Origin of the sequence: Hoeflea sp. AS16, from assembly GCF_038900095.1 — a bacterium.
In the GTDB taxonomy this organism is placed as follows: Bacteria; Pseudomonadota; Alphaproteobacteria; order Rhizobiales; family Rhizobiaceae; genus Hoeflea.
On the sequence record NZ_JBBMQQ010000001.1, the window covers coordinates 1038872 to 1063666 of the forward strand.

Genomic DNA, 24795 nt, shown 5'->3' on the forward strand with positions numbered 1-24795 from the left:
CGCAGCCACGGTAATCCCTTTCGCAATCAGGGATCGCCAAACCTCTCCAATTCAGGTGGCGCAGGATCACGCCACAGTCACGGCCCGGACTGCCCATCGGCCGGCGGCCACTCCAGGTCCGGCAGGGGCGGGCAGGCGCCCGTCAGGAGAAAGCGGTACAGGAGCAAACCGACAATCAGGCCGGGCGGCGACGCTTCAGGATCCGCCATCCGCCGGCGATCGTGAGACCGATACCAAGAAGGAAAGTGGGCGCGAACAACTGCAGCGCCTCCCAGTCTTGCCAGTTCAGGGTCACCCCCTTGCAACCGGTCGTGTTCATTGCGCAGCCAAGGGCGTTGAGCCAGTACCATGCCCCGAACGTCACACCGAAGATCAAGGCTCCCGAGACAAGGAGAAGGGTTGTTTTCATGGTTTTCGTCTCCTGCTGGCTCATTCCCTGGAATCGCACCCCGGTATCGCCTCTGTCTAAGGGGTCAAGAGCAATGGTTCATCCCACCCTGACAGACGTTGACGCGGCAAGTCCGGACGCCCGCCGCAAAAGAAATTTTGCAGGCAAACCAAACCAGCCGCGATTTTGAAGCGTACCACGGGTACCTGACAACCTCATGGAGAGCAAAAATGCGCGGTGAGACCAAGATTCTCGGCATCCTTTCGGTGCTTGCACTATCGCTTGTGCCGGTTGCGGCCAATGCGGAACAACTGGCCGGCAACGATCTGAAGCAATTCGTCTCCGGCAAGCGGGTCTATCTTGCGACGCCGTTTGGCGGCGAGTTTCCGCTCAATTACAAGCAATCCGGCATCGTCACCGGCGACGGGTCGGCCCTCGGCCTGGGTAAATTCCTCGCGCCCAAGGAAAGCGGCAAATGGTGGGTGCGGGGCGAAAACCTGTGTCAGCAATGGCCGACATGGTATGACGGAAAGGCAACCTGCTTCCAGATCAGAAAGACAGGCGAGCGGTCACTCAACTGGGTCCGCGACGATGGCCGGAAGGGAAAGGCCCGGATCGAAGGCTGATATTTACGGAATATTCACCACGTCAGCCACATTGAGGCCATCGACCGGGCAGGCCATCGCAATTTCGCCATCTTGCCCGGCGATCTAAACCTTCGATTAGCATATCAAACGCATTGATCGAAGGGGACGGCTTTGCAGGGGACATACTGCCAGGCCATATTGGCGACCGCCAGAGTATCGGGTAGCGGTGTGGGACACAGACTGATGTATCGAACCGGGACTCGGCTGCAACATGCTGCGTGTTTGACGTTGATGGCGGTTCTTGCATTAGGGCTCGCCGGATGCAGCTCGACGTCCTCGTCAAAGGGCAAGTCTTCCGGATCCTACATCAACACCAAATCAAAATTCTCGGTTTCCGAATACGGTGTCGCCGCAAGCCCGCGCATGAGCACTGCCAAGCGCCCGAAAAAAGGGGGAGGGCGGTCGATTGTCGGCAAGCCCTACCGCGTTCGCGGCAAGTGGTACACGCCGAAGGAAGACCCGGATTACGACAAGGCCGGCCTCGCCTCATGGTACGGCCCCAATTTTCATGGCCGGCTGACCGCCAATGGCGAGATCTACGACCAGTTTCACCTGTCCGCCGCACATCCGACATTCCCGCTGCCGAGCTATGCCAGGGTCACCAACAAGAAGAACGGCCATTCCGTCATTGTCAGGGTGAATGACCGCGGCCCGTTTGCGCATGGCAGGATCATCGACCTGTCCAACAAGGCTGCCGAACTGCTGGACATGAAACATGATGGCGTCGCCGCTGTTCGCGTGCAGTATGTCGGACGCGCGCCCGTCGAGGGTGACGACACCCGTTACCTGATGGCGAGCTACCAGCCGGGCGGCTCGAAATCACCGGCCGGAGGCGTGATTGCCTCGGGCGTCATGCTGGCCATGAATGCGGTGGATGCAGCGCTTCCGGGCGTCAATTCCGCCCCGGCAGCGGTCGCGCCACCCTCCGGGTTGAGCGCAGCTTCCGCAGCCGCGCTTCAATCAAGTACGGCAAGCCAGCCAGGCACGGCAAGCGCCTTTGCCGGCTCGCCGATTGACATTCCGTTCGGTTTCGCGCTGCCCGACATCGGCCCGGTGCTTCCCGAGCGGCCGTCTTTCGGGGGGCCCGTTGCCGCCAATGCGGAAACCGGCATGCGCAATCTCGGCACGGCGTTCTGGGGCGGCCGGGTGACATTGCAACGGAATCCATTCCAAGCCGTGCTCGGCACTTCGCCCAGGGTGCAGTGAGCACCGCTTGCCGCGCCCCACAGCATCCGGTGTTTTCGCGCGGTCGGACAGGCGCCGGGCCCGTGCGCATTGCTCAATCATCTCAAAGCATTGATTAGATACGGTTCGGTTGCTAAGTTTGGCGCAATTCCGGTTTTCTCCGTTAATGGATGGCTCCAATGACCCGGACGGTCTTCGCCCGCCTGTTCCTCGTTCTGGCGCTGCTGTTTTGCGGCATGAATTCGTCTGCGCTGGCGCAGCTTTTCGAAACCCGCGCCAAGCAGGCTTACCTGATCGATGCAGACACCGGCACGGTGCTGTTTGCCAAGAATGAAGACGAGCTGGTTCCGCCTGCCTCGCTGGCGAAGCTGATGACCATGGAAGTGGTGTTCAACGCGATCCGTACCGGCCGGCTGACGCTTGACGACACGTTTCAGGTCTCCGAAAACGCTTGGCGAACAGGCGGCGCAATTTCCCGCACGTCGACAATGTTTGCCGAACTCAAATCCTCCATCCGGCTTGAAGACCTGATCCAGGGCGTGATCGTGCAATCGGCCAATGACGGCTGCATCATCATTGCCGAAGGCATGGCCGGCTCGGAAGAAAACTTTGCCCGGCTGATGACCGAACGCGCCCGCGAAATCGGACTGACCAAATCCGTGTTCGGCAACTCGAACGGTCTGCCGCATCCCGATTCCAAGGTCACCATGAAGGATCTGGTGACACTGGCCCGCCACATCCAGTCCACCTATCCCGAATTTTACAAGTACTATTCCCAAACCGAATTCACCTGGAACAACATCCGGCAACGCAACCGCAATCCGCTGCTGGGGCTGGATATCGGCGTTGACGGGCTGAAGACCGGTTTCACCGAGGAATCCGGCTACGGCATCGTCTCCTCGATCAGCCGTGACGGGCGGCGGCTGTTCCTGGCGATGAGCGGCATGGCGAGCGAGCAGGAACGGGCAGAGGAAGCGCGCAAGATGCTCGAATGGGGTATTCGGGCCTTCGAGCGCAAGACCTTGTTCGCTGAAGATGAAACCATCGGCGAAGTCAGCGTCTACGGCGGTGCGGACAGCGCCATCGTCAAGGCAAAGGGTGCGGTCGACATTTTGCTGCCGATCACCAATCCGGATCGCCTGACGGCGCGAATCACTTACCGCTGGCCGCTGCGCGCGCCAATCGAAGCCGGCGCCCAGGTTGGCGTCCTCAAGGTGTATATCGGCGACACGCTGTCCCAGGAAACGCCGCTTTTTGCCATGGAAGCGGTGGACAAGGGGCCATTGCACACCCAGGCGCTTGATGCGCTGATCGAACTTGCGCAATTCTGGCTGTAACACCTTTGCCAAGCGTTCATTTCTGATTTGAATTGCTTTAGACAATGATGAGCCGGAAACTCCCGGTGACCTCATCAATATGTTCCGTGCGCAATCTGTGCCTGCGGCGACAGGGAAAATGAAACGTGACGAACAGCACAGGGCGATTCATTACATTCGAAGGCGGAGAGGGGGTCGGCAAGTCGACCCAGATCCACCGTCTGGCCAATGTGCTCAGGCGGCGTGGCCATGATGTGCTGGTCACGCGGGAACCCGGTGGCTCGCTGGGTGCGGAAGCGGTGCGGCATGTGCTGCTCTCAGGCGCGGCGGAAGAATTCGGCGTGCGCATGGAAGCCATGCTGTTTGCCGCCGCACGCAGTGACCATATCGAGGAAGTGATCCGCCCGGCGGTTGCCGAAGGCACGATCATCCTGTGTGACCGGTTCATGGATTCAAGCCGTGTCTATCAGGGTGTTACCGGCAATCTCGAACCGCAATTCATCCAGAACCTTGAACGGATTGCCGTCAACGGCATGATTCCGGACCTGACCTTGGTGCTGGACCTGCCAGCAGCCGAAGGGCTTCGCCGTGCCAAGGCGCGGGAGGGCAAGAACGTAACGCCCGACCGGTTCGAGAAGGAAGAAGTGTCAACGCACGAAAAGCGCCGCGAGGCCTTCATCGACCTGACACGAACCGAACCGAACCGGTGCAAGCTGATAGACGCCAACCAGTCGGAAGACGCGGTGGCACTGGCAATCCTTGCCGCGGTCGAGCCGATCCTGCACGACGCTGAAGCCGGCGAACCGGCCAAGGGCCGGAAGGCATGAGCGCAGAGCAACCTGGTTTGCTGGAGGGTGCAATTCCGCCCGAGCGCAACACGGTGCTCTACGGGCATGATTCCGCACAGGAGTTTCTGGCCCACGCCTACAGGTCCGGCCGGATGCATCATGCCATCCTGATCGAGGGGCCGGAGGGGATCGGCAAGGCCACGCTGGCCTACCGCTTTGCCCATCATGTGCTCAGCCATCCCGATCCGCTGAGCGCTCCGGAGCGCATTGCCGATCCGGACCTTGATGATCCGGTGGGCCGCCAGATCTCCAGCGGCGCCTCGCACAATGTGCTGCATCTGGCGCGTCCGGTGGACGAGAAGACCGGCAAGGCGAAATCCGTCATCACCGTTGACGAGGTCCGCCGGGCGGGAAAATTCTTCGGCCAGACGTCAGGCACCGGCAACTGGAGGGTGGCTATCATCGATCCGGCGGACGATCTCAACCGCAATGCCGCCAACGCCATTCTGAAGATCCTCGAGGAACCGCCGAAACGGTCTCTGTTTCTGGTGCTCTCGCACACGCCGGGGCGGTTGTTGCCGACGATCCGCTCGCGCTGCCTGTCGCTGAAACTGCAGCCGCTGTCACCGCCTGACCTCGATCTGGCACTGGCGCATCTGGGTGCTTCGCCCGGCGAAACCGATGCGATCATCCGGCTCAGCGAAGGCAGTGTCGCGCGGGCCCTGCTGCTGAGAAACTATGGCGGCGTCGACATCGCCGAGGCCTTTGTCGACATCCTCGAACGCGGCAGCCTCAACGACCGGGAACCGATCTACAAGCTCGCGGAAACGCTTGCGGGACGCGACCGGGACGTGGCCTATGATTTCTTCACCGGCTTTGCCGTCGACCGGGTCCAGCAGATGGCCAGAGATGCAGGAGCTGCGGGTGATCTGGCCGAAGCCGACCGACTGGCGCGGATGTCGACCAGGCTGGCCGAGCATTTCGCCACTGCGGCAACTTATAACCTTGATCGCAAACAGACCGTACTGCATGTATTTTCCATATTTTTCGGCTAGCGGGTTTCGGTTGGCACCGGGCATGGCATCCTGCGGCTTGATCACTTAAGACGACAGCGCGTATAGACCCCAGACGACGATCCGACACCGGATATGGAATTCGAAGGCAATCATGAGCACCGAGCGTTTCTACATCACCACCCCGATCTTCTATCCCAACGGGGTGCCGCATATCGGCCACGCCTATACGGCGATCGCAACCGATGTGCTGGCGCGTTTTCAGCGGCTTGATGGCAAGGACGTGTTTTTCCTGTCCGGCACCGACGAGCATGGCCAGAAGATGCAACAGACCGCAGAGAAGGAAGGCATCAAGCCGATTGAACTCGCGGACAAGAACTCCGCCGTCTTCCGCGACATGCTGGCCCAGCTCAACTGTTCCAATGATGATTTCATCCGCACCACCGAGGAGCGTCACAAACGATCCGTGCAGGAATTGTGGAAGCGGATGGAAGCCAATGGCGACATCTATCTGGGCAATTACGGCGGCTGGTATTCGGTCCGCCAGGAAGCCTATTTCGACGAGAGCGAAACCACGGTTGGCGAAGACGGCGTTCGCCGCGAACCGCTTGGTTCGCCGGTCGAATGGGTCGAGGAGGAAAGCTATTATTTCCGCCTGTCGGCCTATGAAGACAAGCTGCTGGAGCTTTACGAGAGCAATCCCGATTTCGTCGCTCCGAGCGAGCGGCGCAATGAAGTGGCGAGCTTCGTCAAATCCGGCCTGAGAGACCTGTCGATTTCGCGCACGACATTCGACTGGGGGGTGCCGGTACCGGGCAATGACAAGCATGTCATGTATGTCTGGGTTGATGCCCTGACCAACTACATCACGGCCGCGGGCTTTCCCGACGTGACGTCAGACAAATGGAACTACTGGCCGGCCATCCACATGATCGGCAAGGATATTGTGCGTTTCCACGCCGTCTACTGGCCAGCCTTTTTGATGTCGGCCGGGCTGGAACTTCCGGCCAAGGTGTTCGCGCACGGCTTCCTGCTGGTGAAGGGCGAGAAAATGTCGAAGTCGATCGGCAACGTGGTCGATCCCTTCGCCCTGATCGAGGCTTACGGGCTGGACCAGGTGCGCTATTTCTTCATGCGCGAAGTGCCGTTCGGCCAGGATGGCAGCTACAGCCCTGAATCGATTGCCACCCGGATCAATTCCGACCTCGCCAACGGCATCGGCAATCTCGCCAGCCGGTCCTTGTCGATGATCAACAAGAACTGCGATGGCAAAATGCCGGCTTGCGGCGAACTGACGGATGACGACAAGGCGCTTCTCGCCACAATCGACACTGTGATCGCAAGCGCGCGTGCGGATATGGCCAATTTCCAGATCCACAAGGCGCTGGCTTCGATCATCGACGTGGTGGCCGATGGCGACCGTTATTTCGCCAGCCATGAACCCTGGGCGTTGAAAAAGACCGATCCGGCGCGGATGGAAACCGTGCTCTATGTCACGGCGGAAACCGTGCGCCAGATTGCAATCCTGTTGCAACCTTTCATGCCGGAATCGGCAGGCAAGTTGCTGGATCTGGTCTCTGCTCCCGCAGACAAGCGCGATTTCAAGGCCCTTGGTGAAGCCGGACGCCTGGTGGCCGGCACACCGATTGACAAGCCCGCGCCGATCTTCCCGCGCTACGTCGCGCCCGAGGAGGAGTGAGACGCATGCTGATCGACAGCCATTGCCATCTGGACTTTGCCGATTTCGACGCCGAACGCGATGAATTGGTCGATCGCGCCCACGCCGCCGGCATCAAGCAGATGGTGACGATCTCGACCCGGGTCAGGAAACTCGACACGCTGCTGGCGCTGACCGAGCGCTACCCCAGTGTGTTCTGTTCCGTCGGCACCCACCCCAACAATGCCGACGAAGAGCTCGACGTGACGGCGGACGAGCTGGTTCGCCTCGCCGAAGCCAACACCAAGGTGGTGGCCATCGGTGAAGCCGGGCTCGACTATTTCTACGACACGCAGAAGCCCGATGACCAGAAGACAGGCCTGCGCCGCCACATCGAGGCAGCGCGGCGGACACAACTGCCATTGGTCATTCACAGCCGCAGCGCTGACGAGGACATGGCGGCGATCCTGACCGAGGAAACAGGGAAGGGGGCCTTCCCCTTCATCCTGCATTGCTTCTCGTCAGGCCAGGCACTGGCCGACACCGGCGTGGCACTCGGCGGCTACGTGTCATTCTCCGGCATTCTGACATTCCCGAAATCGACCGAGTTGCGCGACATCGCCAAGACCGTGCCGATGGACCGGCTGCTGGTGGAAACCGATGCGCCCTATCTTGCGCCCAAACGCTGGCGCGGCAAGCGCAACGAGCCGTCCTACGTTGTCAACACGGCGGAAGTCCTGGCCGAGGTCAAAGGCGTCTCCTACGAAGAGATCGCCCGGATTACGACCGAGAACGCATTCCGCTGCTTTTCGAAGATGCCGAAGCTGTGACGGGGCAGGTTCGTCGCCAGTTCACGATTCTGGGCTGTGCCTCGTCTCCCGGGGTGCCGCGGGTCAATGGCGACTGGGGTGCGTGTGATCCGGAGAACCCGAAAAACCGGCGATCCCGGGCCGCCTTCATGATCCGGCAATTTGGCGCCGACGGCGGCGAAACCACGATCGTGGTCGACACCGGTCCGGATTTCCGCGAGCAGATGATTGCCAACAAGGTCCGGCACATCGACGCGGTGCTCTACACCCATTCGCATGCCGATCATGTGCACGGCATCGACGACCTGCGCGGTTTCGCGCTCACCCAGCGCAAACGCATCCCGATTCACGCCGATCCCGAAACCATGGCGAGAATCCGTGCCGGGTTCGGATATTGCCTTGAGACACCGGCGGGAAGCGATTACCCGCCGATCACGTCGCCGATCCTGATCAACTCGTTCGATGAGCCGATCCGGATCACGGGCGAGGGCGGAACAATCGAGGTGCAACCGCTTGAGCAGGTGCACGGCTCTATCCGGTCGCTGGGCTACCGTATCGGCAATCTGGCCTATTGCTGCGACGTCAGCGATTTTCCCAGGTCCACCGTCGAGAAGCTGCAGGGCCTTGATGTTCTGATCATCGACTCGCTGCAATACAAGCCGCACCCAAGTCATCTTTCCATTGACCAGGCGTTATGGTGGATCGAGAAACTCGGCCCCAAGCGCGCCATCCTGACCCACATGCATGTGCCGCTCGACTACGAGACCGTGCTTGCCGAAACGCCGGACCATGTCGAACCGGGCTATGACGGACTGACCATTGAAACCGTGCTGGAAGGCTGAGCGCTGACGCCAGTCGCCGTTTGTCCCGGGCCGTCAACCTGCTGCGCCCGGGAGGCTGGAAAGATGCCGAAATCAATCGTCACCAGTCATTTTTCCGGGCATTCTTACGGGTTTCAAGGCATTTGAAGACGCGTTTTAAGCAGATTTCAACTTAGAATACCCTAAAACACCTCTATCTCAAGGAGGTTTCCATGCTGGCTGGACTGCAAAACAGCATACTCAAAATGGTCGCGCAAGGCGACGATCTTGACGTGATGTTGACGCGGCTCTGCCGCGAGGTCGAACAGCTGTTGCCGGGAACCTATGCCTCGATCCTGAGCCTTGATGACGCAAATCTGCTGCATCCCTGCGCGGCGCCAAGTCTTGCGGATGAATACTCGAAAGCGCTCGACAATATACCCATCGGACCAATGGCCGGCTCCTGCGGAACGGCGGCCTTCCTTCGGGAGAGCGTCGATGTCATCGACATCGAGCATGATCCGCGCTGGACCGCCTATAAGGATCTTGCACTGTCCCACGGGCTGAAAGCCTGCTGCTCGAGTCCGATCTTCGGCAGCAAGGGCACGGTGCTGGGCACGTTTGCGCTGTATTTCCGCGAGCCGCGGGCAGCAACCCAGCTGGAGAAGAACATAGTCGTCGGCTGTCTTCCCCTGTGCATGATTGCGCTCGAGTGTCACGAGCGTTTGCAGGAGCATCGTCGGCTGGCATTTACCGACGCCATGACCCTCCTGCCAAACCGCGGCAAATTTGGCGAGGACGTCAAGAAGCTCAAGCCTGACGATGACTGGTCGTTGCTGCTTGTCGATGTCGACAATCTCAAGGCCGTCAACGATACATTCGGACATGCAACCGGCGACGATCTGATCACAACCGTCGCCTCACGCCTGCTCGACGCGGTTGCCCCGTTGCCAGCCTATCGTCTGGGCGGGGACGAGTTCGCAGTCATTCTCGATCACTCCTGTGCCACACGTATCGACAAACTTGTCAGGCAGATCATTGCAACCACCAACCAGCCTGCGGTGTGCGGGGGACACACGGTGCTTCCCACGGCCACCATCGGCATTGCCCGGTCCGGTGACGGCAATACTGTCGCCGATATCCACCATCATGCGGATGTCGCGCTCTATCATGCCAAGGAGAGAAAACGCGGCAGCTACGCGTTCTATGATGCGACGATCGCGTCCGCGATCTCGAAGCGTTCGGAAGCCATCAAGGCTGTTGCGGCGGCCCTGGAGGAAAACCGGATCGAGGCCTGGTATCAGCCCATCGTGCGCCTCGACACGGGGGAGGTCGTGGGCGTCGAAGCCCTGGCCCGCATGCGGCTGAATGACGGCTCGATCGTTGCGGCAGCGCAGTTCCACGAAGCCACCAAGGATGCGCAGGTGGCGGCAAACCTGACGCGGCACATGATCAAGTGCATCAGCAAGGATGTCGGCAACTGGCTGCAGGTCGGCATCCCGTTCCAGCATGTCGGCATCAACCTGTCCGCGGCTGATTTCAGGGGGACGGAGCTCCAGGGCATAATCGAAACGGCGTTTGCCAAGGAAAATGTGCCGCTTCAACATGTGATCCTTGAAGTCACCGAGTCAGTCTATCTTGGTGAAAAGGATCAGGGGGTTTCGACCAGTGTCAGCGCGCTTCGTGATGCGGGGTTCAAGGTGGCGCTCGACGATTTCGGCACCGGATTCGCCTCTCTCACCCATCTGATTACCGTTCCTGTCGACATCATCAAGATCGACAAGTCCTTTATTGACAGGCTGGGGCCAGAAGACGTTGGCACCGGTATTGTCGAAGGCATTCTCCACATCGCCAATCACATGGGCATCCGGGTGATTGCGGAAGGCATTGAAACCGTGGCGCAAGCTGATCTTCTGGTCGAGCGCGGCTGTGTCCTCGGGCAGGGCTATCTCTATTCGAAGGCACTGCCTGTGGATGAGATGACAGTCCTGCTGCTAAGACGCGGGCAGAAGCCGGACCACGCCGTCAAAGCCAAGCGCCACGCCTGACAACCCGCGCTGCGGCTACCGCGAGCGCAATTGGGTATCACTGTCTTTTCAGCCACTCGAGAACAGCGTCAGTGTGCTCGCCGCGCGCCGGAATGCCGTGCGGGGTGAGTTGCGCCCGAGTCGAAAACCGCGGCGCGGCGGCGGCCTGCAGCACGCCATCAATATCCTGCCAGACGCCACGCGCGGCCATATGCGGTTCCGCTTTTGATTCCAGCGGGTTAAGGGCAGGGGCCACGCAAGCATCCGATCCCGCAAACACGCTTTCCCAATGCGACCTTGGATGCCTGGCAAAGATGCCTGCCAGCAGCGCGGTCTGCTGCGGCCAGCGGGAAGCATCGAATTGCGCAGCGAAATCAGCATCTTCAGTCAAACCAAGGCGCGCGAGAAACTCGGCGTAGAATTTGGGCTCGAGGCATTGAACCGACATGTAGCCACCATCCGCGCAGGCATAGCAGCGGCTCCAGTGCGGGCCGTCAAGCAGGCTCTGGCCACGCGCCATCGACAGTCCGCCGGTCTGGGCCAGCGCCATCAGAAGGTTCATCATGTGGGCCGACCCGTCGACGATCGCGGCATCGACAACCGTGCCGCCACGGCCCGAACGCGCCGCCATGACGCCGGCCAGAATGCCGGTCACCAGATAGAGCGCGCCGCCGCCGATATCGCCAACCAGCGTTGGTGGCGTGAATGGCGGTTCACCCTGGTTGCTGGCATACCAGGCAGCACCGGAGAGCGAGACGTAGTTGAGATCGTGGCCAGCGGTCTGGGCGCGCGGTCCGGTCTGGCCCCAGCCGGTCATGCGGCCATAGACAAGGTCCGGATTGACCGTCGTGAGGTCGTCCGGGCCCAGCCCAAGCCGTTCCATCACGCCGGGCCGAAAACCTTCGACCAGAGCTTCGGACCGGCTGACAAGTTTCTTGAGAACAGCAACGTCACCGGCGGATTTCAGATCGAGCTCGATCGAGCGTTTGCCGCGATCGATCAGTGAACGTTCAGGCATGCCAGGCGCCGGCCGGCCGTTCTTGCGATGAACGACGATAACATCGGCGCCGAGATCGGCCAGCAGCATGCAGGCAAACGGCGCCGGTCCGAGACCTTCGATTTCAATGATCCGCAAACCTTCAAGCATGCCATCCTCACTCACTGCGCGCCACAAACCGCTGTGGCGTCATCATAGAGCAACTAGATCAGATTCTGTTAGCGGGTACACTTTCAAGACATGTCCATGAGCGAAAAATGTGGTGCTCACAGCTTCGGGCGAAGTGCAGGAAATGGCGGCATCTGCTTGATTTTCAACTGCTAATCAAGCCCAGCCATACCGGTAGCCTCACCCGCATCAGTTCCATAATCCATGTTATGCGATCTTTGTATGCAGCAAATGAGAGGTCAGAAAAACAGCGTTCTCGACGTGGTCTGCTCGGCCGGCACCTGGTCGACAAACATCTGCCACGCCTTCTGGTAAGCCGGCAGATAGTTCAGCTCGTGATCATCGCCAAGTTGTTCGAGTTCTAAGTATGCTTGCAGCAGCATGTCCACGAACTTGAATCCCGAAGACAGGTCTTCCGGCTCGATGCCGGACTGCTGGGCGGCGTTCTCGTAAAGGTACTGAGCTGCGGCGCGCTGCTCCATCCAGTCGGCCAGCGTGGTCTTTTCTTCCTGGCTGACCCGGTCAAGCCAGAGGGCACCCGCCTTCCCCACCGCCATGTGGTCTGACGGATCGATGCCTCCGATTTCAGCATAGGTTCCGGCCAGACGCTTAGGGCCATGATACATGCCCATGGCGAGCGACTGCTGCTGGGTCATGATCGACTTGGCGATTTCCTTTTCGACACCGGAAAAGAAACCGGATTCATCCGTCCGGATCGCGCTCAGCGCACGCCGGTCAAGATCGCCGAACGCGGTGTACCAGTCGACAGCCTCATTGGTCCTGGTGCGGAACGGCTTGCCGCTCTCGGCCATGCTGATGATTCTCGCGTCAATGGCCTTGCGGGCCGCATCAACCACCTCGGACTTGGTCTTTCCCGACGAGAACGGCTCGGCGGACGGATCGGTAACGGCAATTGAGAGATTGGTGGAGGAATAGCCCGGGCGCACAGGCATGTAGATCTCGTAGCCATTTGGCTCCGATACGCTGAATACGGCTGCGATCGGCGCAATGTTGCCGAACAGATCGTAAGTCCCGGTGGCTTCCACGCCGCTGACCGGTCCCAAATCCTGATAGGATTGAATAACATAGGCATGGATGGTCGGCACGGAATCCTTGACGGTTCCCGTGCGACTAACGGTTCGAATATTCGAATGGCTAACGCCTTCGATATTCATGCCTGTCTCCCAATAAATAATTCTGACAATCGCCGGGCAGCCTTGCTCGAAACTGTCGATTCATTTGATTTATACATTTTGTATTCAACGCCTGGATGACAAAGCCGTCGCTGTCTGAGCTGATGCCGTGGCCCGTGCGATCAGGGATGAAAGCCAGATGGACCCAGATCCGCTTTGCTCTTGCGGGTTTGTGGGGCTTGGCCTATCCCATGCACGTTCCCCAATCACCGGAGTGATCTCATGTCCTACGCCAAGCTCGATGCCCATTGCCGCGCTCTGGGCGCGCTGGAGCACGCGCTCTCCATTCTCGGCACTGATGAAGCGACCAACATGGCGCCCGGCGGCGGCGAGAGCCGCGCCGAAGCAATGGCAACACTGTCGGGCATGTATCACCGCCAGGCCACCGACAGCCAGGTGCGCGACTGGATCGAGGCAGCAAAGGCTGAACCGCTTGAACCGGAACAGAAAATTGCACTTGGCGAACTGGAACGCAGCTTCATCAACATGACCTGCCTGCCGTCGGATTTCGTCGAACGCAAGATGCGCACCGGCATGCGCTCGGAGCAATTGTGGCGTTTGGCACGCCCCAAGGGCGACTGGCAGGCGTTTCAGCCGGCGCTGGAAGGCATCGTCTCGATGCTACGCGAGGAAGCCGCGATGCGGGCCGAGGTGCTCGGGCTGGCGCCTTACGATGCGCTGATGGAACAGTTCGATCCGGGCAACCGCACCGCGCAGATCACACCGGTTTTCGCCGAACTCAAGGCGTTTCTTGTCGACTTCCTGCCCACGGCGCTTGCGGCCCAGGAAGAGCGGCTGGCAAAACGGCCACTCAAGCCTCTCTCCGGCGATTATCCGGTCGAGCGGCAGAAGGCGCTCGGCATCGAGATGATGAAGGCGGTCGGGTTCGACATGAACCACGGCAGCCTCTCGGTCTCGGACCACCCGTTCTGCGGCGGCGTTCCCAGCGATGTGCGGATGACGACACGCTACCGGACTGATGAATTCCTGCCGGCCCTGATGGGTATCCTGCACGAGACCGGGCACGGGCTTTACGAGCAGAACCTGCCCAAGGACTGGGCGCACTGGCCATCGGGCAAGGCCCGCGGCATGTCGATCCATGAAAGCCAGAGCCTGTTTGTCGAAAAACAGATCGGCCGCAACCCGGCTTTCTGGCGCTTTGCCCTGCCGCTGGTCGATGCGCATCTGCACGAGAGCTGGACCATGGAAGACCTGCTGCCGCATGTGCACCTGATCAAGCGCGGCAAGATCCGGGTCGATGCCGACGAGGTCACCTACCCGCTGCATGTGATCCTGCGCTATGAGCTCGAACAGGATCTGCTTTCTGGCCGGCTCGAGGTCAAGGACCTGCCGGAAGCCTGGGACGCGAAAATGCAGGCTTCGCTCGGCATCTCCACGCTTGATGATCCGAAGAACGGACCAATGCAGGATGTGCACTGGTCATCGGGATCGTTCGGTTATTTCCCGTCCTACACGCTGGGCGCACTGATGGCGGCACAGCAATGGGCTGCGATCCTCAAGATCAATCCACGCGTCAACGAGCAGATCGCGTCGGGCGATTTCGACCAGGTCAATGCCTGGCGGCGCGACAACATCTGGTCAAAGGCATCGACGGCTTCAACGCCCGAGATCCTGCGCCAGGCCACCGGCGAAGACCTCAACCCATCCTATTTCATCGCCCATCTGGAAGCCCGCTACGGGCAGTGAAACGATGGAGGCAAGGTTTTGTTGCCTTGCCCCTTGTCGCCCGTTCAGCCGATTGTCTGGTCGGCAAGTACGGCCTTTGCAAGTGCTGCTTCCTGGCGGCGGCGCTTGCGCTCGCGCATGATGGTGTAAAGCCCGGTGGCGATGATGATGCAGGCGCCGGCCAGCGTGTAGAAATCCGGGAATTCGGAAAACACCAGGATGCCGACGATGGTGGAAAACACCAGCCGCGAATAGCGGAACGGCGTCACCACGGAGATCTCGCCGATCCGGGTGGCTTCGGTCAGCGCCCAGTAGGCCAGCACGCCCACCGACAACGCACCAGCCAGATACATCGCCTCGGTTACATTCGGCATCACCGCCTCGCCGGTGATGGCCATCAGCGCGACACCGGATATGCCGACCGCGAAGAAGCCCCAGGCCGACAATTGCAGCGAGGAAGTGGTCTTGGGCACTTTGCGGCTGGCCAGATCACGGATCCCGAGGCCAACCACCCCGGCGACTGCCCAAAGCACTTCCGGCTCGAAGCCTTCCAGGCCTGGGCGAATGACCAGCAGGACACCACAAAATCCGACCAGAATCGCGGTCCAGCGGCGCCAGCCGACCGCCTCGCCGAGCACCAGTGCGGCTCCCATGGTCACCAGCAGCGGCGTCGCCTGCAGGATGGTGGTGGCTGTTGCCAGCGGGATCAGGCTCAGTGCGGTGACGAAGCACAGCCCGCCGATCATTTCCGAAAGATTGCGCAGCACCACCGCGGGATGAAAGAAGCCGCGTGAAAACACGCTGGTGCCGCTGAGCCGGGCATAGATCGCGAAGATCAAGGCTCCGACAAAGCCGAGTACCAGCAGGATTTCACCGACTGGCAATCCGGAAGCGGCCAGCTTGATGAACATGTCTTCACCGGCAAACCCCGCCATGCCGAGAACCATCAGCATGATGCCGCGCATATTGTCCATGAAAACTGATCCCCGTCGGGCTGGTGTGAGGTGGCCGGACGATGCGGCCGATTTCCTGCCTACTCCGTTTGGTTTGGCCGCGAAACCCCTTTCTCATCCCGCGACAGATACGGCCACCAAGCCTCACTCCGGCCTGGCGTTGCGCAAGTTCGACAGGATGCGGCCCAACATGCTCAGGAACAGTTCGCGTTCGGCTGCGGGCAGTCCTGCCGCGACAAGGTCGTTGGCCTTGTCCGCAGCGTCAATGGCCGGCGCCTGCAGCCCGCGTGCAGCCTGCGTCAGCCAGACCTGCTGCGAACGCCTGTCATCGGGATGCGGCCTCCGCTCCACCAGCCGGTCGCGTTCCATGCGGGCAAGGGTATTGGCCATGGTTGCCTGCTCAACCGCCAGACGCCGGGCCAGATCACGCTGGGTCAATCCGTCATCGCTCCACAATTCATTGAGCGCGAGGAATTGCGCAGGCGAGAGTTTCAAAGGTGCAAGCCCGCGCTGCAAGGCAGCCGCGTAAAGGCGGGTGATTTCGCTGGTCAGGGCGCCGGCAGAGCGGTCTTTGTCGAACATCATGCGTCCTCTTACAGCAATATAGCTAGCTATTCAATAATGCATAGCAAGCTAACAAATTGATATGAAACGCACCCTACCCGCCCAACAATCTGATAACGCAGAGCAATTTGGAATCCCCCTGGTCGGAGGCAAAAACGGATCGAGATAACAAGCTAGGCGTGATGCCCTGTGTTCTGTAGGCAGGTTGATGACCTCCGAAACCGCTTGGCAAAGGCCCGCAGCCGCATGACCGATCTAGCCGCCTATGGCAGCCTGTTTCTCGCCGCCCTGCTGGCAGCGACGCTGATCCCGGCGCAATCGGAAAGCGTACTGGGCGGCCTAGTCGTTCTCGGCGAGCAACCGGTCGCAGCCCTTGTTGCGGTTGCCAGCCTCGGCAACATTCTGGGCTCGGTGCTCAACTGGCTGATCGGGCGCGGCGTCGAACGGTTTCGAGACCGGAAATGGTTTCCGGCCAGCAAGAGCCAACTCGCGCGGGCGCAGCTGCGTTATCAGCGTTTTGGCTACTGGTCGCTGCTTCTTGCCTGGGTGCCGATCATCGGCGACCCGCTAACACTTGTGGCAGGCATCATGCGCGAACCGTTGTGGCGGTTTTTGATCCTGGTCTCGATCGGCAAGACAGGGCGCTATGCCGTGCTGGTCGCCGGGGTTGGCGCGTTCACATAAAACGGTTGGGGCGGATGCGGGGAATCTGGCAGTATCCGCTTCAAGTGCCCTCACCTTTCAGGTTTCGCCCATGTTATCAGCCCTCACGCTTATCCTGACCTGCCAGTTGATCGGCGAGCTGTTCACCCGGTTCTTCGGCCTGCCGGTGCCCGGACCGGTGGCGGGCATGGTGATATTGTTTGCGCTGCTGGCCATTCATGGCTCCGTGCCCAGGGATGTCGGCACGGTTGCGGATACCTTGCTCAAGAACCTGGCGCTGCTGTTCGTGCCGGCCGGTGTCGGGGTGATGGCGCATTTTGGCCTGCTCGGTCAGGACTGGCTGCCGATTTCGGTGGCGCTGATCGGCTCGACACTGGCGACAATCGCGGTAACGGCCCTGGTGATGAGCAGGCTCGCGCGCGCCGGCAAGTCTGCGGACGGGGAAACACCCCATGGCTGACATCTCCGAAGTCTGGGTCTATCTGAGCGCCAGCCCGCTATTGTTCCTCACCCTGACACTGGCAGCCTTCCAGGCCGGAACCTGGCTCTATGATCGCTCCGGCCACAAGCCGCTTCTCAATCCGGTGCTGACGGCCGTGATCCTCGTTGTCGGCCTGCTGACCTTGAGCGGTACGACTTACGAGACCTATTTCGAAGGCGCGCAGTTCGTGCATTTCCTGCTGGGTCCGGCCACCGTGGCGCTGGCGATCCCGCTCTACCGGCAGTTTGACCGGGTCCGCAGTTCGGCGCTGGCGCTGATCACCAGCGTGCTCTGCGGCTCTCTGACGGCGATGGGCACGGCGGTTGGCCTTGGCTGGCTTCTGGGCGCAAGCCGCGAGACACTGATGTCGCTGGCGCCGAAATCTGTCACAGCGCCTGTTGCCATGGGCATCACCGAGCAATTGGGCGGATTGCCGTCGCTGACGGCCGTACTGGTGATCCTCACCGGAATCCTGGGTGCCGTGCTCGGCCCTCTGCTGCTCACGTTGATCGGCGTCAAGGACTGGCGCGCCCGTGGACTGGCGCTCGGCACCGCCAGTCACGGCATCGGAACGGCGCGCGCGCTGCAGGTCAACGAACTGGCAGGCGCGTTTTCCGGCCTTGCCATGGGGCTCAATGCACTGGCCACGGCCATTCTGCTGCCGATCCTGTGGCGGCTGTTCTTCTGAGGGAAACTGGAATGGAACACAATTTTTGGCATGACCGCTGGGAAAGCGGCAGGATCGGCTTTCACGCGCAGGCGCCCAATCCGCTGCTGACAACCCATTTCCCTGCCCTGTGTCTGACGGAGGGATCACGTGTCTTCGTTCCGCTTTGCGGCAAGACACTCGACATCGGCTGGATCCTGTCCCGCGGCTGCATAGTGGCGGGCGCAGAACTCAGCGAGATGGCAATTGAGCAATTGTTTGAAGAACTTGGCGTTGAACCGGAGATTTCGGACCTGGGCAAGCTCAAACGCTACAGCGCGACAGACATAGACATTTTCGTCGGTGACATCCATGCGCTCACCCCGCAAATGCTCGGACCTGTCGATGCGATCTTTGACCGCGCGGCGCTGGTTGCCCTGCCCGAGAAGATGCGCAGCGCCTATACTGCACATCTTATCTCGCTGACAGGAACCGCACCGCAACTTCTGGTCTGTTTCGCGTATGACCAGAGCCTGATCAGCGGTCCGCCGTTCTCGATTACCAAGGACGAGGTTCACCGGCACTATGACGCCGCCTACGAGATAACCGAGCTTGCAAACCAGGAAGCGGCGGGCGGCATGAAGGGGATCGCAGCGACCGAAAGCGTCTGGTTGCTCAAGCCGCGTTGACCCTTCGATCGTTTGGGGTGCGAAGCGAGGCTTCACAGCATTCAGATGACTGGCGCTCTGCCCTTCTCACCGGGCAGCCATCTCCGGCCGCCGGATCTTTTCCAACGCTGCCACCACCATCGGTTTGAATCCTTCGGTGCTTTCGTCGGTGATCTCGAACAATTGCGCCCGCATGCGCGGATCCCAGAACTTGTTGATGTGATCGGCAACGCCCTCGATCTGCTCACTCTCGGGCTGCGAGGCGAAGAAAGTGGCAATCTGGTTGGCCTGGTAGCACAGTTTGTCAGGCGACATCGCTCTCAACTCCTTGTTTGATCCGGCCAGTCTTGATCCTGTCGGGCCGGGTGAAAATTTCGAAATCCGCACCGCGGGCGACGCCGACCAGCGTCAGGCCGGAGGCCTCGGCGGTTCTGACCGCAAGCGCTGTCGGCGCAGATACCGCGATCAGCAGCCCGGTGCCGGCGATCACCGCCTTCTGCACCATGTCGACCGAGACGCGGCTGGTGATCACGATCGCACCGTCCGCGGCAGTTGACCCCGAGCGGGCGATGGCGCCGATCAGCTTGTCGAGCGCGTTGTGGCGGCCGACATCCTCGCGCACGCAGAGCATGCCGCGGTCCGGGTGAAAAAATCCAGCCGCATGCACCGCCCCGGTTTCGGCCCTGAGCTTCTGGTGGATCGACAGAGACCTGACGGCTTCGCGGACATCTTCGGCATTGAACGCCAGCTCCACCGCCTTGCGGTCCGGCAAGGTTCTGAGTGCCTCTTCGATGGATTCAATGCCGCACAGGCCACAGCCGACCGGTCCGGCCATCTTGCGGCGGCGGTCGGACAGGGCTGCCTGGAGGCCGTCGGCAAGCCGCATCTGCACATCAAACCCCTGATCCGCCTCGACAATATCGAGCGAAACAATATCGTCAGGCGTCCGGACAAGGGCCTCGGACAGGGCAAAGCCAACGCCGAAATCATGCAGATCGGCGGGCGTTGCCATCATCACCGCCTGGGTGGTTCCGCCAAAGGACAGCGCAACCGGAACTTCCTCGGGCAACGCCCGGGACCCCGGGGTTACCACCCCTGCCCTGACCGCGATACGGGGGGCTATTGCCGTGCTGGAATTGACTTTCGCCATATCCGCTCTTCTCCCCTTAGCCGGTGTCAGCGCCTATTCGGCCGGCTCAAGCGTATCGACGCTGATGATCCGGCGCGATTTTTCGGCATGCGCCTCATATTCCTGCTGCCAGTCGGTCGGCCCGTTAGAGGGCGTCACCTGAACTGCCGTCACCTTGTATTCCGGACAGCTTGTCGCCCAGTCGGTGTAGTCGGTGGTGATCACGTTGGCCTGGGTGCCGGGATGGTGGAAGGTGGTGTAGACCACGCCGGGCGCGACGCGTTCGGTGATCGTGGCGCGCAGCGCCGTCTCGCCCGAGCGGCTCGACAGCTTGACCCAGTCATCCTGGTGCACACCGCGCTGTTCGGCGTCATGCGGGTGGATCTCGAGCCGGTCTTCGGCATGCCAGGCGACGTTCTCCGTGCGGCGGGTCTGGGCGCCGACATTGTACTGGCTGAGAATCCGGCCGGTGGTCAACAGCAGCGGGAAGCGCGGGCCTGAGCGCTCGTCTGTTGCCACATATTCGGTTCGGATGAACTTGCCCTTGCCGCGGACAAAACCATCCAGATGCATCACCGGCGTGCCTTCCGGATTGGCGTCATTGCAGGGCCACTGCACCGAGCCTTTTTCTTCCAGAAGCTGATAGGTCACATTGGCGAAACTCGGCGTCGTGGCGGCGATTTCATCCATGATTTCAGACGGATGATTGTAATCCCAGTCAAGCCCCATTGCCTGCGCCAGCTTCAGCGTGACTTCCCAGTCGGCCAGACCGTTCTTGGGTGACATCACCTTGCGCACGCGGTTGATGCGGCGCTCGGCGTTGGTGAAGGTGCCGTCCTTTTCCAGAAAGGTCGAGCCGGGAAGGAAGACATGGGCAAAGTTGGCGGTCTCGTTGAGGAACAGGTCGTGGACCACAACGCACTCCATCGCCTCGAGACCCGCCTTGACATGCTTGGTATCGGGATCGGACTGCAGGATGTCCTCGCCCTGGATGTAGATGCCGCGGAAAGTGCCGTGAACGGCGGCATCGAGCATGTTGTTGATCCTCAGACCGGGTTCGGGGTCCAGCTCGACACCCCAGAGCTTTTCAAAGACGTCGCGGACTTCATCGCCGGAGATATGCCGATAGCCGGGCAGTTCATGCGGGAACGAGCCCATGTCACAGGCGCCCTGGACATTGTTCTGGCCCCTGAGCGGGTTCACGCCAACGCCGGGGCGGCCGATATTGCCGGTGGCCATGGCAAGGTTGGCAATCGCCATCACCGTTGTCGAGCCCTGGCTGTGTTCGGTAACGCCAAGGCCGTAATAGATCGCGCCATTGCCGCCGCGGGCATAGAGCCGGGCTGCGCCGCGCAGTTCTTCCGCCGGCACACCGGTGTAGGCCTCGGTGGCCTCGGGGGAATTTTCGGGTTCGGCAACGAAGCTTGCCCAGTCCTCGAATTCAGACCAGTCGCAGCGTTCGCGAATGAATGCCTCGTCAAACAGGCCCTCGGTGACGATTACATGCGCGAGTGCGGTCAGCACCGCGACATTGGTGCCGGGCTTCAAAGGCAGATGGTGACTGGCCTCGACATGGGCCGAGCGCACCAGGTCGATGCGGCGCGGATCGATGACGATCAACTTTGCCCCGGCCCTGAGGCGCTTCTTGAGCCTTGAGGCGAACACCGGATGGCCATCGGTCGGGTTGGCGCCGATCAGGATGACGACGTCGGTGTGTTCGACAGAATCGAAATCCTGGGTGCCGGCGGAAGTGCCGAAAGCCTTGCCGAGGCCGTAGCCGGTCGGCGAATGGCAGACGCGGGCACAGGTGTCGACATTGTTGTTGCCAAAACCGGCACGGACCAGCTTCTGCACCAGGAAGGTTTCCTCATTGGTGCAACGCGACGAAGTGATGCCGCCGATGGCACCGCGGCCGTGCTGGAACTGCAGACGGCGGAATTCCTTGGCGACATGGGCGAAGGCTTCTTCCCAGCTGACTTCGCGCCATGGATCGGTGATTTTCTCGCGCACCATCGGATTGAGTATCCGGTCCTGGTGGGTGGTGTAGCCCCAGGCGAAGCGGCCCTTGACGCAGGAATGGCCGCGATTGGCCTTGCCGTCTTTCCACGGCACCATGCGGACAACTTCCTCGCCGCGCATCTCGGCCTTGAACGAGCAGCCGACGCCGCAATAGGCGCAAGTCGTGACCACCGAATGTTCCGGCTGGCCGATTTCGATGACGGATTTTTCCTGCAATGTCGCCGTCGGGCAGGCCTGTACGCAGGCGCCGCAGGAGACGCATTCGGAATTCATGAAGCTCTCGTGCATGCCGGGCGAGACGCGGCTTTCAAAGCCCCTGCCCTCGATGGTCAGCGCGAAGGTGCCCTGCACTTCCTCGCAGGCCCGGACGCAGCGCGAGCAGACGATGCACTTGGCAGGGTCATAGGTGAAATACGGGTTGCTTTCGTCCTTTGGCATGTAGCGCGGATTGGCCTCGCCGTTCTGCCGCGCCTTGACGTGGTTTTCGCCCTCATAGCCGTAGCGCACATCGCGCAGGCCAACGGCGCCGGCCATGTCCTGGAGTTCGCAATCGCCATTGGCCGCACAGGTCAGGCAGTCGAGCGGATGGTCGGAGATATAGAGTTCCATCACGCCACGGCGGATGTCCTTGAGCCGTCCGGTCTGGGTGTGGACCACCATGCCTTCGCTCACCGGCGTGGTGCAGGATGCCGGCGTGCCGTTGCGGCCTTCAATCTCGACCAGGCAGAGGCGGCAGGAGCCAAAGGCGTCGACCATGTCGGTGGCGCAGAGCTTGGGCACCTGGATGCCGGCTTCCATCGAGGCGCGCATCACCGAGGTGCCTTCGGGCACTTCAATGGTGTTGCCGTCGATGACGAGGCGAACGGTCTTTTCAGCCTCGGAAGCCGGGGTGCCGTAGTCAATTTCCTGGATCAGTGCCATTTCACTCACTCCGCAGCCTGGTTCATGGGACTTGCCATCCGGGGCCCCGGACGGAAATCCTCCGGGAAATGCGTCAGCGCACTCATCACCGGATACGGCGTGAAGCCGCCCAAAGCGCAGAGCGAGCCGAATTTCATCGTATTGCACAAATCTGTCATCAGCGTGATCTGGCTTTCGGGCTCTATGCCATCGCGGATCCTGTCGACGACCTCGACTCCGCGGGTCGAGCCGATGCGGCAGGGCGTACACTTGCCACAGCTCTCGATGGCGCAGAATTCAAAGGCAAACCGGGCCTGTTTGAGCATGTCGACGCTGTCGTCAAACACCACGATGCCGGCATGGCCGATCAGCCCGTCCTTTGCGGCGAATGCTTCATAGTCAAACGGCGTGTCGAAAAGCTCACGCGGGAAATAGGCGCCCAGAGGTCCGCCGACCTGTACTGCCCTGACCGGGCGGCCGGTGGCGGTTCCCCCGCCAATATCCTCAACCAGTTCACCCAGTGTCATGCCGAAGGCTGCTTCGAACAACCCGCCATACTTCACGTTCCCGGCGATCTGGATCGGGATCGTTCCGCGCGAGCGGCCCATGCCGAAATCGCGATAATATTCGGCGCCCTTTTCCATGATGATCGGCACCGAGGCGAGAGACACCATGTTGTTGACCACTGTCGGCTGGCCAAGGAAGCCCTTGTGGGCCGGCAGTGGCGGCTTGGCGCGGACAACGCCGCGGCGGCCTTCAAGGCTTTCAAGCAGCGCCGTTTCCTCGCCGCAGACATAGGCGCCTGCACCAACGCGGACTTCCATATCAAAGGCGTGGGATGAACCGAGAACAGAGGTGCCGAGGATCTTGTTTTCCCTGGCCACTTTCACGGCCCGGTTCATCATGTCGACCGCATGGGGGTATTCGGAACGAAGGTAGATATAGCCCCTGGTCGCGCCGGTGGCGATGCCGGCAATAGCCATGCCCTCGATCAGTACGAAGGGATCGCCTTCCATGATCATGCGGTCGGCAAAAGTGCCTGAATCGCCTTCGTCGGCGTTGCAGATAATGTATTTCTGCGCGCCTTGCGCTTCCAGCACGGTCTTCCACTTGATGCCGGTGGGAAATCCTGCGCCTCCGCGTCCGCGCAGACCTGACTCGGTGACTTGCGCGACAATGGCCTCCGGCGCCATGGCGATGGCGTTGGTCAAGCCGGTCAAACCGCCATGCTCACGGTAATCCTCAAGCGAAAGCGGATCGGTGATGCCGCAGCGGGCAAAGGTAAGCCGTGTCTGACGCTTGAGATAGAGGATCTCTTCGGTGAGACCAAGGCTCAACGGATGATTCCCGCCTTCAAGCAAACCCGCATCGAGAAGGCCGTCCAAATCCGATGTCTTGACCGGACCATAGGCGACCCTGCCCCTGTCGGTCTCGACCTCGACCATCGGCTCAAGCCAGTACAGTCCACGCGAGCCGTTGCGAATGATCCGGGCGTCGAGGCCGCGGGCCTTGAGTGTTTGGGCCATGCGCGCGGCGACTTTGTCGGCACCGACGGCGATTGCGCCGGAATCTCCTGGAATGTAAATCTTCACGCTCATGCCTGCACCGCCTTTGCCAGCTCGCCGACCATCTCGTCATCGAGCCTGCCGATCACGTCGCCATCAACCATCGCTGCCGGCGCACAGGCGCAAAGCCCGAGACAGTAGACGGGCTCAACGGTTACGGAACCGTTGGCGCTGGTTTCATGCCAGTCGAGACCGAGCAGCGAGAGCAGGCGCTCCGCCAGCTGATCGCCACCCATCGACTGGCAGGCCTCGGCCCGGCACAGCTTGATCACGTGGCGGCCCGCAGGCGCCTCGCGGTAATCATGGTAGAAACTGACAACACCATGAACCTCGGCGCGTGACAGGTTGAGCCCGCTGGCAATCACCGGGAGTGCGGCCTGCGGAACATAGCCAAATTCTGTCTGAACTTCATGGAGGATTGGCAGAAGCGGACCTTCGAGTGGCTTGAGCCGTCCGACGATGGCTTCGGTTCGCGAAGCGATGTCCGCGTCCAGCATACGTGAATGCATTACAAACCCCTCCCGACGGCGTAA

General features: G+C 60.9%; 24 protein-coding genes. 14 read left to right on the plus strand and 10 right to left on the minus strand.

Annotated features, from left to right (window positions below; all coding sequences use genetic code 11):
- Positions 1–175: 175 nt before the first annotated feature.
- Positions 176–409 carry a hypothetical protein gene (locus WNY80_RS04980; RefSeq protein ID WP_342886215.1) on the minus strand — a complete coding sequence of 78 codons (234 nt, stop codon included), beginning with the start codon at positions 407–409 and terminating at the stop codon, positions 176–178.
- A gap of 209 nt (positions 410–618) precedes the next feature.
- On the opposite strand from WNY80_RS04980, the gene WNY80_RS04985 reads away from it, so the two are divergent.
- From WNY80_RS04985 to WNY80_RS05025, 9 genes are all read left to right on the plus strand, one after another.
- Entirely contained in the window at positions 619–1014 is a 396-nt protein-coding gene (locus WNY80_RS04985; protein ID WP_342886216.1) for a hypothetical protein, read from the plus strand.
- A 252-nt stretch (positions 1015–1266) separates the two neighbouring features.
- Positions 1267–2241: a septal ring lytic transglycosylase RlpA family protein gene (locus WNY80_RS04990; RefSeq protein WP_342886217.1), complete on the plus strand. Its 975-nt coding sequence runs from the start codon at positions 1267–1269 to the stop codon at positions 2239–2241.
- 215 nt (positions 2242–2456) lie between these two features.
- Positions 2457–3557 (plus strand): D-alanyl-D-alanine carboxypeptidase family protein, encoded by a 1101-nt coding sequence (locus WNY80_RS04995; RefSeq protein ID WP_342886317.1) that lies wholly within the window; start codon positions 2457–2459, stop codon positions 3555–3557.
- A 125-nt stretch (positions 3558–3682) separates the two neighbouring features.
- Positions 3683–4363, plus strand: coding sequence for a dTMP kinase (gene tmk / locus WNY80_RS05000; protein WP_342886218.1), 681 nt, complete (start codon positions 3683–3685; stop codon positions 4361–4363).
- The gene (locus WNY80_RS05005; RefSeq protein ID WP_342886219.1) at positions 4360–5379 is read left to right on the plus strand and encodes a DNA polymerase III subunit delta'; all 1020 of its coding nucleotides are present in this window, start codon (positions 4360–4362) and stop codon (positions 5377–5379) included. Before tmk ends, WNY80_RS05005 begins: the two co-directional genes overlap by 4 nt.
- A 112-nt stretch (positions 5380–5491) precedes the next feature.
- The gene (gene metG, locus WNY80_RS05010) at positions 5492–7036 is read left to right on the plus strand and encodes a methionine--tRNA ligase (RefSeq protein ID WP_342886220.1); all 1545 of its coding nucleotides are present in this window, start codon (positions 5492–5494) and stop codon (positions 7034–7036) included.
- 5 nt (positions 7037–7041) lie between these two features.
- Positions 7042–7824 carry a TatD family hydrolase gene (locus WNY80_RS05015; protein WP_342886221.1) on the plus strand — a complete coding sequence of 261 codons (783 nt, stop codon included), beginning with the start codon at positions 7042–7044 and terminating at the stop codon, positions 7822–7824.
- Entirely contained in the window at positions 7821–8645 is an 825-nt protein-coding gene (locus WNY80_RS05020; RefSeq protein WP_342886222.1) for an MBL fold metallo-hydrolase, read from the plus strand. The genes WNY80_RS05015 and WNY80_RS05020 overlap by 4 nt, the downstream gene beginning before the upstream one ends.
- A gap of 191 nt (positions 8646–8836) precedes the next feature.
- On the plus strand, positions 8837–10651 hold the full coding sequence (locus WNY80_RS05025; protein WP_342886223.1) for an EAL domain-containing protein: 1815 nt from the start codon (positions 8837–8839) through the stop codon (positions 10649–10651).
- Between the two features lie 37 nt (positions 10652–10688).
- On the opposite strand, the gene WNY80_RS05030 is transcribed toward WNY80_RS05025, so the two are convergent.
- The gene (locus WNY80_RS05030) at positions 10689–11777 is read right to left on the minus strand and encodes a CaiB/BaiF CoA-transferase family protein (RefSeq protein ID WP_342886224.1); all 1089 of its coding nucleotides are present in this window, start codon (positions 11775–11777) and stop codon (positions 10689–10691) included.
- Between the two features lie 257 nt (positions 11778–12034).
- On the minus strand, positions 12035–12970 hold the full coding sequence (locus tag WNY80_RS05035; protein WP_342886225.1) for a hypothetical protein: 936 nt from the start codon (positions 12968–12970) through the stop codon (positions 12035–12037).
- Between the two features lie 240 nt (positions 12971–13210).
- Here WNY80_RS05035 and WNY80_RS05040 point away from each other — a divergent pair, with 240 nt between their 5' ends.
- Positions 13211–14695 carry a carboxypeptidase M32 gene (locus WNY80_RS05040; RefSeq protein WP_342886226.1) on the plus strand — a complete coding sequence of 495 codons (1485 nt, stop codon included), beginning with the start codon at positions 13211–13213 and terminating at the stop codon, positions 14693–14695.
- A 44-nt stretch (positions 14696–14739) separates the two neighbouring features.
- Here the strand turns inward: WNY80_RS05040 and WNY80_RS05045 are convergent, their stop codons facing one another.
- Together WNY80_RS05045 and WNY80_RS05050 are read right to left on the minus strand one after the other, a co-directional pair.
- Positions 14740–15648: a DMT family transporter gene (locus WNY80_RS05045; protein WP_342886227.1), complete on the minus strand. Its 909-nt coding sequence runs from the start codon at positions 15646–15648 to the stop codon at positions 14740–14742.
- A 123-nt stretch (positions 15649–15771) separates the two neighbouring features.
- On the minus strand, positions 15772–16212 hold the full coding sequence (locus tag WNY80_RS05050) for a MarR family transcriptional regulator (RefSeq protein ID WP_342886228.1): 441 nt from the start codon (positions 16210–16212) through the stop codon (positions 15772–15774).
- Between the two features lie 225 nt (positions 16213–16437).
- Here WNY80_RS05050 and WNY80_RS05055 point away from each other — a divergent pair, with 225 nt between their 5' ends.
- The 4 genes from WNY80_RS05055 (at position 16438) to tmpT (ending at position 18670) form a co-directional block, all read left to right on the plus strand.
- On the plus strand, positions 16438–16875 hold the full coding sequence (locus WNY80_RS05055; protein WP_342886229.1) for a YqaA family protein: 438 nt from the start codon (positions 16438–16440) through the stop codon (positions 16873–16875).
- A gap of 70 nt (positions 16876–16945) precedes the next feature.
- Positions 16946–17314 (plus strand): CidA/LrgA family protein, encoded by a 369-nt coding sequence (locus tag WNY80_RS05060; RefSeq protein ID WP_342886230.1) that lies wholly within the window; start codon positions 16946–16948, stop codon positions 17312–17314.
- A complete protein-coding gene (locus tag WNY80_RS05065; RefSeq protein ID WP_342886231.1) occupies positions 17307–18023 on the plus strand; it encodes an LrgB family protein in 717 nt (238 codons plus the stop codon). The genes WNY80_RS05060 and WNY80_RS05065 overlap by 8 nt, the downstream gene beginning before the upstream one ends.
- An 11-nt stretch (positions 18024–18034) precedes the next feature.
- A complete protein-coding gene (tmpT, locus tag WNY80_RS05070; RefSeq protein WP_342886232.1) occupies positions 18035–18670 on the plus strand; it encodes a thiopurine S-methyltransferase in 636 nt (211 codons plus the stop codon).
- A gap of 66 nt (positions 18671–18736) precedes the next feature.
- Here tmpT and WNY80_RS05075 read toward each other — a convergent pair whose 3' ends face one another.
- The 5 genes from WNY80_RS05075 to WNY80_RS05095 are packed head-to-tail and all read right to left on the minus strand — an operon-like array spanning position 18737 to position 24771.
- Complete coding sequence (locus WNY80_RS05075; RefSeq protein ID WP_342886233.1) at positions 18737–18964, minus strand: formate dehydrogenase subunit delta; 228 nt, start codon at positions 18962–18964, stop codon at positions 18737–18739.
- The gene (gene fdhD / locus WNY80_RS05080) at positions 18954–19799 is read right to left on the minus strand and encodes a formate dehydrogenase accessory sulfurtransferase FdhD (RefSeq protein ID WP_342886234.1); all 846 of its coding nucleotides are present in this window, start codon (positions 19797–19799) and stop codon (positions 18954–18956) included. Before fdhD ends, WNY80_RS05075 begins: the two co-directional genes overlap by 11 nt.
- A gap of 33 nt (positions 19800–19832) precedes the next feature.
- Positions 19833–22718 carry a formate dehydrogenase subunit alpha gene (fdhF, locus tag WNY80_RS05085; RefSeq protein ID WP_342886235.1) on the minus strand — a complete coding sequence of 962 codons (2886 nt, stop codon included), beginning with the start codon at positions 22716–22718 and terminating at the stop codon, positions 19833–19835.
- Between the two features lie 5 nt (positions 22719–22723).
- A complete protein-coding gene (locus tag WNY80_RS05090) occupies positions 22724–24295 on the minus strand; it encodes an NADH-quinone oxidoreductase subunit NuoF (RefSeq protein WP_342886236.1) in 1572 nt (523 codons plus the stop codon).
- Complete coding sequence (locus WNY80_RS05095) at positions 24292–24771, minus strand: formate dehydrogenase subunit gamma (RefSeq protein ID WP_342886237.1); 480 nt, start codon at positions 24769–24771, stop codon at positions 24292–24294. The genes WNY80_RS05090 and WNY80_RS05095 overlap by 4 nt, the downstream gene beginning before the upstream one ends.
- Positions 24772–24795: the final 24 nt, after the last annotated feature.